Consider the following 13,441-nt stretch of genomic DNA (forward strand, 5'->3'; position numbering starts at 1 on the left):
AAAAAATAACAAGCCAAACCGCTTAAAAAAAAGATAAAATAAAAAAAACGAATAATAAACCTCTAATAATCCAAAGAAAGAAAAAGATATCTAGTTAAATTTGAGACTAAGGTGTTTGTCACTTAATTATTATAAGAGGTGCACTTAGTTTTTGATATCTAAACCTTCGTGTTTCCATTTTGAAAAACCACCTTCTAAATCATAAATTTTAATGAAACCTATTTCAATCATTTTTTCGGCACATTTGGCACTTCTTTTACCCGAATTACAATAAAGATACACTGGTTTATCTTTATCCAATTTACTAATATCATCAAAAAATGTAGGCGAAAAAAAATTGATATTTTGAGCACCCTCAATATGGCCTTTATTATATTCTTCTTGAGTTCTTACATCTATCAATTGAACATTATCCGCTTCCAAAAACGTTTGCATTTCTTCTGGAGTGACAACCGTAATTTTTGGATCTTCTACTTGTTTACAACTCGAAAAAGTTATAAGAAACAATAAACATAATAATGGTAATTTCTTCATTTTATTTGGGTTAGTCTATATCAACAATATCACCAGTCCATTGCAACATACCTCCTTCAAGGTTATAGGCATTTTTAAATCCTAATTCCTCCATAATTTGGCAAGTTTGTCCGCTTCTGTTACCAGACCTGCAATACACATAATAATTTTTGCTTTTATCTAAAGCCTCCACTTCATTTATAAAATCTTGTCCTTTATAAAAATCTATATGAATTGAATTAGGTATGATTCCTTCTGCAACTTCGGCATCAGTTCTAACATCAAGTACTACAGCATTGTCATCACTCGCCAATTGTTCAGCCCAATCCTCCTGGGATAAATCTTCTATCATAAACTAAAATTAAATAATTACAAACTTAATATTTCTAATTTGAATATGAACGAAAAAAAATCCGAAGTATTATAAACTTCAGATTTTTTCTATGCTTTTTTGACAAACTAAACTTTAATGGTACATCCAATAGCCTTAGTTTCTTTCTCAGGAACTTCATTTCCTTTGAGTAAGGCATTTACCGCATTCTCTACATATTTGGTTTTCACTGCTGAAGCATCTTGATAATTGTCATCAATGGCTCCAATATATTTTACAATATGTCCTTTAGCTGTTTTTTGTAAAATAAATACATGTGGCGTTTTGGTTGCTCCATATTTAGGGTAAATATTTTGGCCATCGTCCATTAAATAAGGGAAAGTAAACCCTTTTTCTTTTGCTCTTTTTTTCATGGCTTCCATACTATCACCGGGTTGCACATCTGGATTGTTAGGCATAATGGCAATGACTGGATAACCTAATGAAGCATATTTATTATTAAGCGCAATGATTCTATCCTCATATCCTACAGCATACGGACAGGTGTTACAGGTAAAAGTAACTATAAAGCCTTTGGCATCTTTATAATTGGAAAGAGAAACCATTTTGCCATCAACATTCATTAATTTAAAGTCTTCGGCAACATCGCCCACTTTATAACCGTCAGCTACTGCTATTTTATTAACAGTAAAAGCACTCATAACTACCACGAGCGTTACTAATGATAAAATTTTGATTGTTTTCATAGATTGATTATTTTAAAAATTGTTTTAATTCGCTTTCTAATGATTCGTAGGTAAACGATTGCTCATAAAATTTGCTTGTATCATTTTTGTAAATGATGGTCGCGGGAATGGAACCTGACCAATTTTCATCCACTTTCGGAATCCAAGTGTTCATATCCACATCATTCAATGCAACTACTTTAGATTTTATATTCTTGTTTTTAATAAAAGGTTTTAATTTAGAATCGTATAAATGGGGAAAGTCCAAGCTTACAAAAAGCACTTCAACATTGTTGCTTTTATATTCTTGATTCAATTTTTCAAAATAAGGCATTTCCTTAACACAAGGGGCACACCAAGTCGCCCAAAAATTAACAACATACACCTTGCCATCTTTTTTCTGTAAAAACTTTTGAAAGCCATTAAAATCGTACACTTCAAGATCTGTTCTCGCATCTTCGACTGTGTTTTTTTCTACTGTCTTAACAACATTTGAAGCATCCTTAGTTTTTTTGTCATTACAAGAAAAAATAATAAGCGCAAATACCAATAGCTTTATAATTTTCATTAATTTATTTTTTTAATAAATACGTAGCTATAAATTTAGATAATACTAAACTTGTCTGTGATTGTTTAACAAAATTTTATAATTATATAAATTTTTTAAAACTAATTACATACATTTGTATATACAACAGTCAAAGATGTATATTGAATCCATCTTAAAAATAAGTTCAGATTTATCATTATCAAAAAAAGCCATAATAAATTTATTATATACTTATGGCATTGTAAATAAAATATTAAACGACGTTCTTAAACCTTTTGATATATCCATTCAGCAATTCAATGTGCTTAGAATTTTACGTGGCCAGCATGAAAAACCGATTAGTTTAGAAACTATACAAGAACTCATGATTAACAAAATGAGTAATACCACAAGGTTGATTGATAAGCTTATCATAAAAAAATATGTCAAAAAGAATGTTAACAAAACCAATCGAAGAAAAATAGATATTACTATTACCCAAGAAGGATTAAAACTCCTTGATGTAATAGACACATTGATTGATAGCACAGAGAAAAAAATCATCAGTTCTCTAACCGATGAAGAAACACAAGAATTCATTCGATTATTAGGCAAGGTAAGATTAATAGCAAACTAACTCTCTCTATCCCTGATGATCAGCATAAACTACCATATGACCTATGGTAGTTTTTTGTTTAAAAAAACACGTGAAAGTATTGTGTAATTATATTTTCATTTCTATATTTGGCACAGTTAAAACAATATTAATGAATACAATTTTAAATAATACTTGGTGGTGGAGCTTTAGAAACTTAAATTTCGTGAAGTAAAACCTAGTATATTTAAAACTCAAAATATCAAAAAGGCTTGTCATTCACGACAGGCCTTTTTTTATGAAACTATTTATGATGACATTTAATTTACATACGTACCACAAAAAAATATTAACCGATACCATTACGCCAGTTACCGTTTACTATAAAATAAGGGACAAATACCCTAATAGCATTCTATTGGAAAGTGGCGACTACCATGCGAGCCAAAAAAACTTCTCCTATATATGTTTTAATCCCATTGCATCTATAAAAGTTGAGAATAATGTTATTTCTGAAACATTTCCTGACCGAAGTATCACATCAAAACCAATAGATAAAACGATTAATTTGGCAAATGAAATCCATCTTTTCACCAAACGCTTCAAAACAAATAAAGAGGAAGATTTTAAGTTCATACATAATGGCATTTTTGGTTACACAGCTTATGATGCCGTAAGATATTTTGAGGATATAGAGATTGGCATAAAAGAAGGCTCCATAAACATTCCTGATATGTATTATGCTGTTTATCAAAATATTATTGCCATCAATCACTTTAAAAACGAGGCTTATATTTTTGCACATTGCTTTAATACAGAAAATAATATTGATGCCATTGATTCCTTAATAAATATTCAAAATTTTGCATCTTATAAGTTTACCGCATCAGGAGACATCAAATCAAACCTATCTGATGAAGACTATAAATCACACGTAGAACTAGCAAAAAAACATTGCGCGCGTGGCGATGTGTTTCAATTGGTATTATCAAAAAGTTTCACTCAGGAATTTAAAGGCGATGAATTTAACGTTTACAGGGCTTTAAGAAGTATCAATCCGTCTCCTTACCTATTTTATTTTGACTATGGTAATTTTAAAATCTTTGGAAGTTCGCCTGAAGCCCAACTGATTGTAAGTGATGGCAAAGCCGAAATCCACCCCATTGCAGGAACTTTTAAACGCACCGGTGATGATTTAAAAGATGCCGAATTGGCTGAAGCTCTAAAAATCGACAGTAAAGAAAATGCCGAGCATGTGATGCTGGTAGATTTGGCAAGAAATGATTTAAGCAGACATGGTAGCCAAGTAACCGTAAATACCTATCGTGAAGTTCAGTTTTTTTCACATGTCATCCATTTGGTGAGTAAAGTGACCGGACAAAAGCATAAAGAAACACCGACCATGCAAGTCGTTGCCGACACGTTTCCTGCTGGAACTCTCAGTGGTGCCCCAAAACACAGAGCCATGCAACTGATTGAACAATACGAAAAAACAAGTCGCGGTTTTTATGGTGGCGCTATTGGTTTTATGGATTTTGATGGCAATTTTAACCACGCTATTATGATTAGGACTTTTTTAAGTAAAGACCATAAATTGCATTGGCAAGCGGGTGCTGGTTTGGTTTCAAAATCAAATCCAGAACACGAATTACAAGAAGTTTATAATAAATTAGGTGCATTAACAAAAGCCATTAAATTAGCGGAAGACATATAAAAAATGAAGATACTAGTTATAGATAATTACGACAGTTTCACTTATAATCTCGTTCATTATTTAGAAGATTTAAACTGTGATGTAACCGTATTAAGAAATGATAAATTAACCTTAGAAGATGTGGAGCCGTTTGATAAAATCGTATTATCACCGGGCCCAGGCATTCCAGATGAAGCTGGTTTATTAAAACCTATCATTAAAAAATATGCGCCAACTAAAAGTATTCTAGGAGTCTGTTTGGGTCAACAAGCTATTGGAGAGGTTTTTGGCGGTACGCTTATCAATTTAGACGAGGTGTATCATGGTGTTGCCACTAAAGTCACGATTACGGTAGATGACGAATCGTTATTTAAAGGCCTTGAAAAAGAAATTGAAGTTGGTCGCTACCATTCTTGGGTGGTTGATGCCAATTTACCTGAAAGTTTGGAAGCTACATCTTTTGATGCAAACGGTCAAGTGATGTCTTTACGCCATAAAGTCTATGATGTGAGAGGTGTGCAATACCATCCAGAATCTGTATTGACACCTTTTGGAAAACAAATATTGAAGAACTGGATTGATAGCTAGAATACAGATGATAGACGATAGACAAGAGATTTTAGATTACAGACTTAAGATAAGAGATTATGAACAATTATAAGGATTTAAAGGTTTGGCAAAAATCAATGGACTTGGCTGAAAAAGTTTATATTTTATCAACTACGTATCCAAAAGAAGAAAAATATGGGTTGATTAGCCAAATTCAAAGAAGTGTCATTTCCATCCCATCAAACATTGCTGAAGGTGCTGGAAGGAATTCAAATAAAGAATTTAGAAACTTTCTGGGAATCGCCAATGGCTCCATTAATGAATTAGCAACACAATTAACACTTTCAATTAGAATCGGTTATGTAAAAGAAAACGAATTAGAGGATATTTTTAATCTGATCACTGAAATCCAAAAGATGAATTTCACCTTAATTAAAAAATTTTCTAATTTCTAATATCTTAAGTCTATAGTCTATGAAAAACATATTAAACAGACTCATAAACCACGAAACCTTGGCAAGCGAAGAGGCAAAACAGATTTTGGTAAACATTTCCAACCAAATGTACAACCAAAGTCAAATTGCTTCCTTTCTGACAATTTTTATGGTACGAAGCATTACACTTGAAGAACTTAAAGGGTTTAGAAATGCCCTGTTGGAACTTTGTGTCCCCATCCATTTAAACGATTTTAATGCCATTGATTTATGCGGTACTGGTGGTGATGGTAAAGACACCTTTAACATTTCAACATTGGCCTCATTTGTCACTGCTGGTGCGGGTGTCCATGTGGCTAAGCACGGTAATTATGGTGTGTCTTCATCTTGTGGCTCATCAAATGTTATGGAGTTTTTAGGCATTAAATTCTCGAATGACGAGGATTTTTTAAAACGCTCCATAGACAAAGCAGGCATTTGCGTGTTGCACGCACCCTTATTTCATCCAGCCATGAAACATGTCGCTCCCATTCGTCGTGAATTGGGCGTAAAAACGTTTTTCAACATCTTGGGCCCCATGGTAAATCCATCATTTCCAAAAAATCAAATGGTTGGGGTGTTTAATTTAGAATTGCTTCGGCTTTACGGTTATTTATATCAGAACACCGATAAAAATTATAGCATTGTGCATGCCTTAGATGGCTATGATGAAATATCTTTGACAGGAAAAACAAAAGTGATTTCCAACGACAGTGAACTATTATTTTCACCCGAAGATTTGGGACTTTCGCAAATAAAACAAGAGGCCATTTATGGTGGAGATACTGTGGAGGCATCCGCTAAAATCTTTATGGAGGTCATTCAAGGAAAAGGCACCGAAGCACAAAACAATGTGGTTTGTGCCAACGCAGGTTTAGCGATTGCGACCGCAAAGCAAATCAGTCACAAACAAGGATTTGAACTGGCCAAAGAGTCTTTATTTTCTGGGAAAGCCAAAACAAGTTTAGAGACATTAATTGCATTGAGTAAATAAAAACGTCATTACGAGGAGAGAAAAGACGAAGTAATCTCTTCCTGATAAAAAGATTGCCACATCACACAAAAAAATGTGATTCGCAATGACGAATGAAAAAAAGAAAAATGAATATATTAGATAACATAGTCGCTGATAAACGTAACGAAGTCGATTTAAAAAAATCGTTAATTCCAGTTTCCCAATTAGAACAATCTGTTTTATTTGAACGTAAAACAACGTCTTTAGCCCATAAATTAAAAAACAGTAGCTCAGGCATTATTGCCGAGCACAAAAGACGCTCGCCTTCAAAATCGACCATCAATCAGAATTTAAACGTACAAGATGTGGCAAGAGGATATGAAGAGGCTGGTGTATGTGGGATGTCCGTTTTAACCGATTTAAAATATTTTGGTGGCGCTTTGGACGATTTATTATTAGCCAGAGCTAGTTGTAACCTACCTTTGTTAAGAAAGGAATTTATTATTGACGAATACCAAATATTGGAAGCCAAAGCCTATGGTGCCGATGTTATTTTGTTGATAGCTGCGATTTTAACGAGAACGGAAATCAAACAATATTCAGAGTTTGCCAAGAGTTTACAACTGGATGTACTTTTAGAAGTCCATAACGAAGAAGAATTACATAAATCCATCATGCCAAGTTTGGATATGTTGGGCGTAAACAATAGAAACTTAAAAACTTTTGAAGTCAGCTTAAACATTAGTAAAACACTAAGCAATATGATTCCAAATGAGTTTGTAAAAGTCTCTGAAAGCGGTATTAGTACCATTGAAGCCATTAAAGAATTACAGCCTTTTGGGTTCCAAGGCTTTTTAATTGGGGAGAACTTTATGAAAACGGATAATCCTGGGGAAAGTGCTAGGCAATTTATAAATGAATTAAACAAGTAACGTCATTACGAGGAGAGCAACGACGAAGTAATCCTGTCAAAAAGAAACAGATTGCTTCACGCTTTTCGCAATGACGGTAAAAACAAAAAGATTCCTGCCTCAGCAGGAAATCGAAGATTCAACAAAGTCAATGACAAAATATGAAGCTTAAAATTTGCGGTATGAAATACCAAGATAATATAGAACACGTTGCAACATTGCAACCAGATTATCTTGGCTTTATTTTTCACGAAAAATCCATTCGGAATTTCGGTAAAAACGACATGCCCCAGATACCACATTCCATAAAAAAGACAGGGGTTTTTGTGGATGCTGAACTTCATGACGTTATTGATAAAATTAACTTTTATCATTTGCATGCAGCTCAATTGCATGGGCATGAATCACCTGAATATTGCAAACAATTAAAAACATATAATATTGAAATCATCAAAGCATTTTCAATAGACAAGCATTTCAATTTTGATGATTTAAAACCATACGAACCTGTTTGTGATTACTTTTTATTTGACACAAAAGGCAAATTACCAGGAGGTAACGGATACACGTTTGACTGGACTATTTTAAATAAGTATCCTTCAACAAAACCGTTCTTTTTAAGTGGTGGTATTGGTTTAAATGAGGTTGAAAGTTTGTTGTCATTCCTAGAAAAGCCAGAATCAAAATATTGTTATGCCATCGATGTGAATAGTAAATTTGAAATAGAAGCAGGATTAAAAGATATTGAGAAATTAAAAGAGTTTAAACATAACGTCATTACGAGGAGAGAAACGACGAAGTAATCCCATCAAAAGAAACAGATTGCCACAACTTTTTCAAAAGTTTCGCAATGACGGTAATTAAAATAATATGAATTACAACGTAAACCAAAAAGGCTATTATGGAACATTTGGAGGGGCATTTATCCCAGAAATGCTCTACCCCAATGTAGAAGAATTACGCCAAAAATATTTGGAAGTGATGGCAGAACCTGACTTTAAAAAGGAATTCAACCAATTGCTGAAAGATTATGTGGGTCGTCCGTCTCCACTCTATTTTGCCAAACGACTTTCAAAAAAATACAATACCAAAATCTATTTAAAGCGTGAAGATTTAAACCATACGGGCGCACATAAAATCAACAACACCATTGGTCAGATTCTCATGGCAAAACGTCTTGGAAAAACCAGAATTATTGCCGAAACAGGTGCGGGACAACACGGTGTGGCCACAGCGACGGTTTGTGCTTTAATGGGATTGGAATGTATTGTGTATATGGGCGAAATTGATATTGCCCGTCAAGCTCCAAACGTGGCCCGTATGAAAATGTTAGGTGCTAAAGTAGTGCCTGCCTTATCAGGTAGCAGAACGCTTAAAGATGCGACCAACGAGGCCATTCGCGATTGGATTAACAATCCCGTAAATACGCATTATATCATTGGATCGGCTATTGGACCACATCCGTATCCAGATATGGTTACACGGTTTCAATCGGTTATTTCCGAAGAAATCAAATGGCAATTAAAAGAACAGGAAGGTAGGGAAAACCCCAATTACGTGGTCGCTTGTATTGGCGGTGGCAGTAATGCTGCTGGTACGTATTACCATTTTTTACACGAACCAGATGTGAAGATTATCGCTGTGGAGGCTGCTGGATTGGGGGTGAATTCCGGTGAAAGTGCCGCCACGTCTGTTTTAGGAAAAGAAGGCATCATTCATGGTTGTAAAACACTGTTGATGCAAACTGTCGACGGACAAATTACAGAACCTTATTCTATTTCCGCTGGGTTGGACTATCCCGGTGTTGGCCCGATGCATGCGCATTTAGCAAAAACGGGACGTGCCGAATTTATGGCCATCACCGATGATGAAGCCATGACCGCTGGATTAGAGCTATGCCAATTGGAGGGCATCATTCCTGCCATTGAAACTTCTCATGCACTTGCTATTTTTGAGCAAAAAACCTTTAAAGCAGATGATGTTATTGTCGTGAGTTTATCGGGGCGTGGGGATAAGGATTTAGATACTTATATAAAATATTTTAAACTGTAACGTCATTCCGAACGTAGTGAAGGAATCTCATAAAAAGATTGCCACGTCACTTCGTTCCCCGCAATGACGAAAACCTCATAATTATGAATCGAATTCAAAATAAACTACAAGAAGACAAAAAACTTCTATCCATATATTTTACGGCGGGGTATCCTAGTTTGAACGATACCGTAACCATCATTCAGGATTTAGAAAAAAGTGGCGTTGATATGATTGAAATCGGCTTGCCTTTTAGCGACCCATTGGCCGATGGCCCAACCATTCAAGCGAGCTCCACCCAAGCTTTAAAAAACGGCATGACTTCCGAAGTACTTTTCAATCAATTGAAAGACATCCGTAAAACGGTGAACATTCCGTTAATCATCATGGGCTATTTTAATCCCATACTTCAATACGGTGTGGAAGCCTTTTGTAAAAAATGTCAAGAAGTTGGTATTGACGGACTCATTATCCCCGATTTACCTGTAGATGTGTATCATGATGATTATAAAACCACGTTTGAAACATACGGCTTAATCAATGTGTTTTTAATCACGCCACAAACCTCCGATGACCGCATTCATTTTATTGATTCCGTCTCTAACGGCTTTATTTACATGGTAAGCAGTGCCAGTGTTACGGGCAGTCAGTCTGGTTTTGGAGACGAAAACACAGCGTATTTTAAACGCATTGCAAATATGAATCTAAAAAATCCGCAGATTATTGGTTTTGGCATTTCGGATAATAAAACATTTACACAAGCTACAGAATATGCCAAAGGGGCGATAATTGGTAGTGCGTTTATAAAGTTTTTAAGTGATACCTCCGTAAACGCCATTCATGAATTTGTAAAAGCCATTAAAAACTAATGCCTTTAAACATTGTTTTAATCGAACCGGAAATCCCCAACAACACCGGCAATATTGGCAGGTTGGCCTTGGCTTCTGGTTCTCATTTACACCTTGTAAAACCGTTCGGATTTCAAATAGACGATACCAAGTTAAAACGTGCTGGGTTGGATTATTGGCAACACGTCGCCATCACTTATTACGAAAGCGTGGACAACTTTTTCAACATCCACAAAGACAAAAACATGGTGTTTTTGTCGAGTCACGGCCATAAAACCCATTGGGACATCCCTTTTGAAGACAATCTATTCTTAGTTTTCGGAAAAGAGTCTGTAGGATTGCCAAAAACCATCACCGAAAAACATGCTGAAAGCCTTTATAAAATTCCGTTATATAGCCATCACGTAAGAAGCTTGAATTTAGCCAATGCCGTTGGCATCGTCGTGTATGAAGGGTTGAGGCAATTGAGGTAAAATTTTCCTGTCAAACAATTTTGAAATTGATCAAAATATTATAAATTTGTCAAAAAATGACAAGTCTTATGAAAACAACATTTGGCGAATATATCCGACATTTACGAACAGAAAAGGATTTAACCCTCACCCAACTTGCGGCCAAACTGAATTTAGATTCTGCAAATTTGAGCAAAATAGAGAACGGAATTCGAGATTTTGATGAAAAAAGACTTCCAAAATTGGCAAGAATATTTGGTCTGAATATCAAAGATTTGAGAGAAGAATATATAACCGACCTGCTTGGTAAAAAAATTTACGAAACGAATTGTTCTAAACAACTTTTAAAAGTAGCTGAAGAAAAAGCTGAATATCGCAGAATACGAAATAAAAACCTTCAAACAGAAAAAACAGTATGAAAATAGTATCATTTTTTGCAGGAGCAGGGGGATTAGATTTAGGATTCCAGAAAGCAGGTTTTGATGTGATTTGGGCAAACGAATATGACAAGGAAATTTGGGAAACTTATGAAAGAAATCATTCTAAAACAACTTTGGACAAAAGGAGTATTATAGATATTAAATCTAACGAAGTTCCTGAATGTGATGGAATCATAGGCGGTCCACCTTGTCAAAGTTGGAGTGAAGCAGGTTCTTTGCGTGGGATAAACGACAAACGAGGACAGTTATTTTTTGATTTTATTAGAATCTTAGAAGCCAAACAACCAAAGTTTTTTCTTGCGGAAAACGTAAGTGGTATGCTTTTAAACAGACATAGCGAAGCATTAACAAATATCAAGGAATTATTTAAAAACGCAGGTGTTGGATATGAATTATCCTTTCAGTTATTAAATGCTTCGGATTTTGATGTACCACAAGATAGAAAGAGAATTTTTTTCGTTGGAATTCGTAAAGATTTGAATTTTAAATTCCAATTCCCTAAACCAGTAAAAGATAAAATCACACTTGAAGATGCTATTTTTGACTTAAAAGATAGTGTTGTACCAGCAAAAGAAGGAAATAAAACCAACGTAGAAAATTGCAAAATTTCAAATCATGAATACATGATTGGAGGATTTTCTTCAATGTTTATGTCCAGAAATCGTGTGAGAGCTTGGGACGAACAATCGTTTACAATACAAGCAGGCGGTCGTCATGCACCCATTCATCCACAAGCTCCAAAAATGAAGTTTATAGAACAAAACGTTCGTGAATTTGTAAAAGGCAAAGAAGATTTATACAGAAGATTGAGTGTAAGAGAATGTGCAAGAATCCAAACGTTTCCAGATAATTTTACATTTCACTATAAACATATAGCAGCAGGTTACAAAATGATTGGGAACGCAGTTCCTGTTAATCTTGCAAAACACATGGCTTTGAGTATCAAATCTCAAATTGAAAACGCCGAAAATAAATTCATAAAAAATAATAAGAAAAAATTGGAATTAGAAAACACTTTATTATAAAGCATGGCAACTCAAACAATAAACGGAAAAGCATTTGAATATGCTTTGCTTTTAGAATTTTATGAGCGTTTAAAAATTGTTACGAGCGTTTCAATTACCATAAATGAACCTTATCAAAATGCAAAAGGGTGTTTTGACAGTTTTGTAGAGGATGAACAAGACACCTTTAGAATTACAGCAAGCGCAGCCATTAATTTTTTGATTGATATTGAGCCAAAATTGTCTAATGGCATCAACCAAAGTGATATTTTGGTTCTTGAAATTGTTAGTGACCAAGCAGGTCAGTCAGGAGATGTCCGTGATGTTTTAATCATTCGTTCACTTCAAAAATGGGAAATTGGTATTTCTGCTAAGAATAATCATAGAGCTGTTAAACATTCTCGGTTATCCTTTAATATTGATTTCGGCGAAAAGTGGTTAGGAGTTCCCTGCTCACAAAATTATTTTGCTGAAATTAAGCCTATATTTGATATGTTAGCAAATCTCAAAGCAAATGACAAATCCACTAAATGGACTTCAATAGAGAATATGCACGAAGTAGTTTACATCCCAATTTTAAACGCTTTCCGTAAAGAATTGTTGAGCCTTGACAAAGAAAACCCTAACATCGTTGCCGAAAACCTTGTACAATATTTAATTGGAAATCAAGATTTTTATAAGGTAATAAAAGGCAACAAAAAAGTAGAAATTCAAGCTTATAATTTAAATGGAAGTTTGAATTTACCTTTTGAAAATATTAAGCCTAAAGCAAAAATACCGAAACTAAAATTACCATCAAGATTAATTGAAATCGTTTATCAAAACAATTCATCTACAACCCTATTGGTTTCATTAAATGAAGGTTGGCAAATATCTTTCAGAATTCATAATGCGAGTTCTAGGGTTGAACCATCATTGAAATTCGACATCAATCTTGTAAGTGCCCCTCATACTTTATTTACCAATCACATTTTAATTGGATAAAACGAACGCAATAACCATAGGCTGAATGTCAAACGCAGCGAAACTTACTAAGCAGAAACTCATAATAACATCTTCTATTTCCATGCTTTAAGATACTTTTAGGAGAATTTTAAGACCATTTTAAGACCATTCCGCTATTAATTCCTTAACTTAGAGAATAACCTTAAAAACAGAAATCATGGGAATTATAGAAGATAAAAAGAAATTTAAAACAACAAAAGAACAGACTTATCCCACAAATCCGAATGGGAATACAAATCAGAACACAAATAAGTTTGATATTGATGAGAAAACCATCAAAAAGCAACAGAACAAAAAATAGTTGCTTAAATTATTTGTTTTAGCATTACAAAACGGTTAAAGTATAAGTAACAGTAACAACGTTAAAGTAACGTTACAGCTTTAGTT

Annotated in this window: 18 protein-coding genes; 14 read left to right on the forward strand and 4 right to left on the reverse strand. The window is 34.4% G+C overall.

Annotated features, from left to right (window positions below):
- Positions 1-144: 144 nt before the first annotated feature.
- The 4 genes from CDH50_RS04520 to CDH50_RS04535 form a co-directional block, all read right to left on the reverse strand.
- On the reverse strand, positions 145-534 hold the full coding sequence (locus CDH50_RS04520) for a rhodanese-like domain-containing protein (protein WP_100610727.1): 390 nt from the start codon (positions 532-534) through the stop codon (positions 145-147).
- A gap of 10 nt (positions 535-544) precedes the next feature.
- Complete coding sequence (locus tag CDH50_RS04525) at positions 545-865, reverse strand: rhodanese-like domain-containing protein (protein WP_100610728.1); 321 nt, start codon at positions 863-865, stop codon at positions 545-547.
- A 107-nt stretch (positions 866-972) separates the two neighbouring features.
- The gene (locus tag CDH50_RS04530; RefSeq protein WP_100610729.1) at positions 973-1,590 is read right to left on the reverse strand and encodes a thioredoxin family protein; all 618 of its coding nucleotides are present in this window, start codon (positions 1,588-1,590) and stop codon (positions 973-975) included.
- Positions 1,591-1,597: 7 nt separating this feature from the next.
- The gene (locus tag CDH50_RS04535; protein ID WP_100610730.1) at positions 1,598-2,137 is read right to left on the reverse strand and encodes a TlpA disulfide reductase family protein; all 540 of its coding nucleotides are present in this window, start codon (positions 2,135-2,137) and stop codon (positions 1,598-1,600) included.
- A gap of 136 nt (positions 2,138-2,273) precedes the next feature.
- Between CDH50_RS04535 and CDH50_RS04540 the strand changes: the two genes are divergently transcribed.
- The 14 genes from CDH50_RS04540 to CDH50_RS15165 all read left to right on the forward strand — a co-directional run bounded on the left by CDH50_RS04540 (position 2,274) and on the right by CDH50_RS15165 (position 13,355).
- On the forward strand, positions 2,274-2,735 hold the full coding sequence (locus CDH50_RS04540) for a MarR family winged helix-turn-helix transcriptional regulator (protein ID WP_100610731.1): 462 nt from the start codon (positions 2,274-2,276) through the stop codon (positions 2,733-2,735).
- A 268-nt stretch (positions 2,736-3,003) separates the two neighbouring features.
- The gene (locus CDH50_RS04545; protein ID WP_100610732.1) at positions 3,004-4,407 is read left to right on the forward strand and encodes an anthranilate synthase component I family protein; all 1,404 of its coding nucleotides are present in this window, start codon (positions 3,004-3,006) and stop codon (positions 4,405-4,407) included.
- A gap of 3 nt (positions 4,408-4,410) precedes the next feature.
- Entirely contained in the window at positions 4,411-4,974 is a 564-nt protein-coding gene (locus CDH50_RS04550; protein ID WP_100610733.1) for an anthranilate synthase component II, read from the forward strand.
- A 59-nt stretch (positions 4,975-5,033) separates the two neighbouring features.
- Entirely contained in the window at positions 5,034-5,390 is a 357-nt protein-coding gene (locus tag CDH50_RS04555; RefSeq protein WP_100610734.1) for a four helix bundle protein, read from the forward strand.
- A 19-nt stretch (positions 5,391-5,409) separates the two neighbouring features.
- Positions 5,410-6,402 carry an anthranilate phosphoribosyltransferase gene (gene trpD / locus CDH50_RS04560; protein ID WP_100610735.1) on the forward strand — a complete coding sequence of 331 codons (993 nt, stop codon included), beginning with the start codon at positions 5,410-5,412 and terminating at the stop codon, positions 6,400-6,402.
- Positions 6,403-6,509: 107 nt separating this feature from the next.
- Positions 6,510-7,295, forward strand: a complete 786-nt coding sequence (trpC, locus tag CDH50_RS04565) for an indole-3-glycerol phosphate synthase TrpC (protein WP_100610736.1) — start codon at positions 6,510-6,512, stop codon at positions 7,293-7,295.
- A gap of 140 nt (positions 7,296-7,435) precedes the next feature.
- Complete coding sequence (locus CDH50_RS04570; protein WP_100610737.1) at positions 7,436-8,077, forward strand: phosphoribosylanthranilate isomerase; 642 nt, start codon at positions 7,436-7,438, stop codon at positions 8,075-8,077.
- Between the two features lie 67 nt (positions 8,078-8,144).
- The gene (trpB, locus tag CDH50_RS04575; RefSeq protein ID WP_100610738.1) at positions 8,145-9,326 is read left to right on the forward strand and encodes a tryptophan synthase subunit beta; all 1,182 of its coding nucleotides are present in this window, start codon (positions 8,145-8,147) and stop codon (positions 9,324-9,326) included.
- An 83-nt stretch (positions 9,327-9,409) separates the two neighbouring features.
- Positions 9,410-10,174 (forward strand): tryptophan synthase subunit alpha, encoded by a 765-nt coding sequence (gene trpA / locus CDH50_RS04580; protein ID WP_100610739.1) that lies wholly within the window; start codon positions 9,410-9,412, stop codon positions 10,172-10,174.
- Positions 10,174-10,626 (forward strand): tRNA (cytidine(34)-2'-O)-methyltransferase, encoded by a 453-nt coding sequence (locus CDH50_RS04585; protein ID WP_100610740.1) that lies wholly within the window; start codon positions 10,174-10,176, stop codon positions 10,624-10,626. Before trpA ends, CDH50_RS04585 begins: the two co-directional genes overlap by 1 nt.
- A 68-nt stretch (positions 10,627-10,694) precedes the next feature.
- Positions 10,695-11,024 carry a helix-turn-helix domain-containing protein gene (locus CDH50_RS04590; protein ID WP_157804940.1) on the forward strand — a complete coding sequence of 110 codons (330 nt, stop codon included), beginning with the start codon at positions 10,695-10,697 and terminating at the stop codon, positions 11,022-11,024.
- Positions 11,021-12,070: a DNA cytosine methyltransferase gene (locus tag CDH50_RS04595; RefSeq protein WP_100610742.1), complete on the forward strand. Its 1,050-nt coding sequence runs from the start codon at positions 11,021-11,023 to the stop codon at positions 12,068-12,070. The genes CDH50_RS04590 and CDH50_RS04595 overlap by 4 nt, the downstream gene beginning before the upstream one ends.
- 3 nt (positions 12,071-12,073) lie before the next feature.
- Entirely contained in the window at positions 12,074-13,033 is a 960-nt protein-coding gene (locus tag CDH50_RS04600; RefSeq protein WP_100610743.1) for a HaeIII family restriction endonuclease, read from the forward strand.
- A 178-nt stretch (positions 13,034-13,211) separates the two neighbouring features.
- Entirely contained in the window at positions 13,212-13,355 is a 144-nt protein-coding gene (locus CDH50_RS15165) for a hypothetical protein (protein WP_198513432.1), read from the forward strand.
- Positions 13,356-13,441: the final 86 nt, after the last annotated feature.

The organism is Confluentibacter lentus, from assembly GCF_002806995.1.
Classification (GTDB): domain Bacteria; phylum Bacteroidota; class Bacteroidia; order Flavobacteriales; family Flavobacteriaceae; genus Confluentibacter; species Confluentibacter lentus.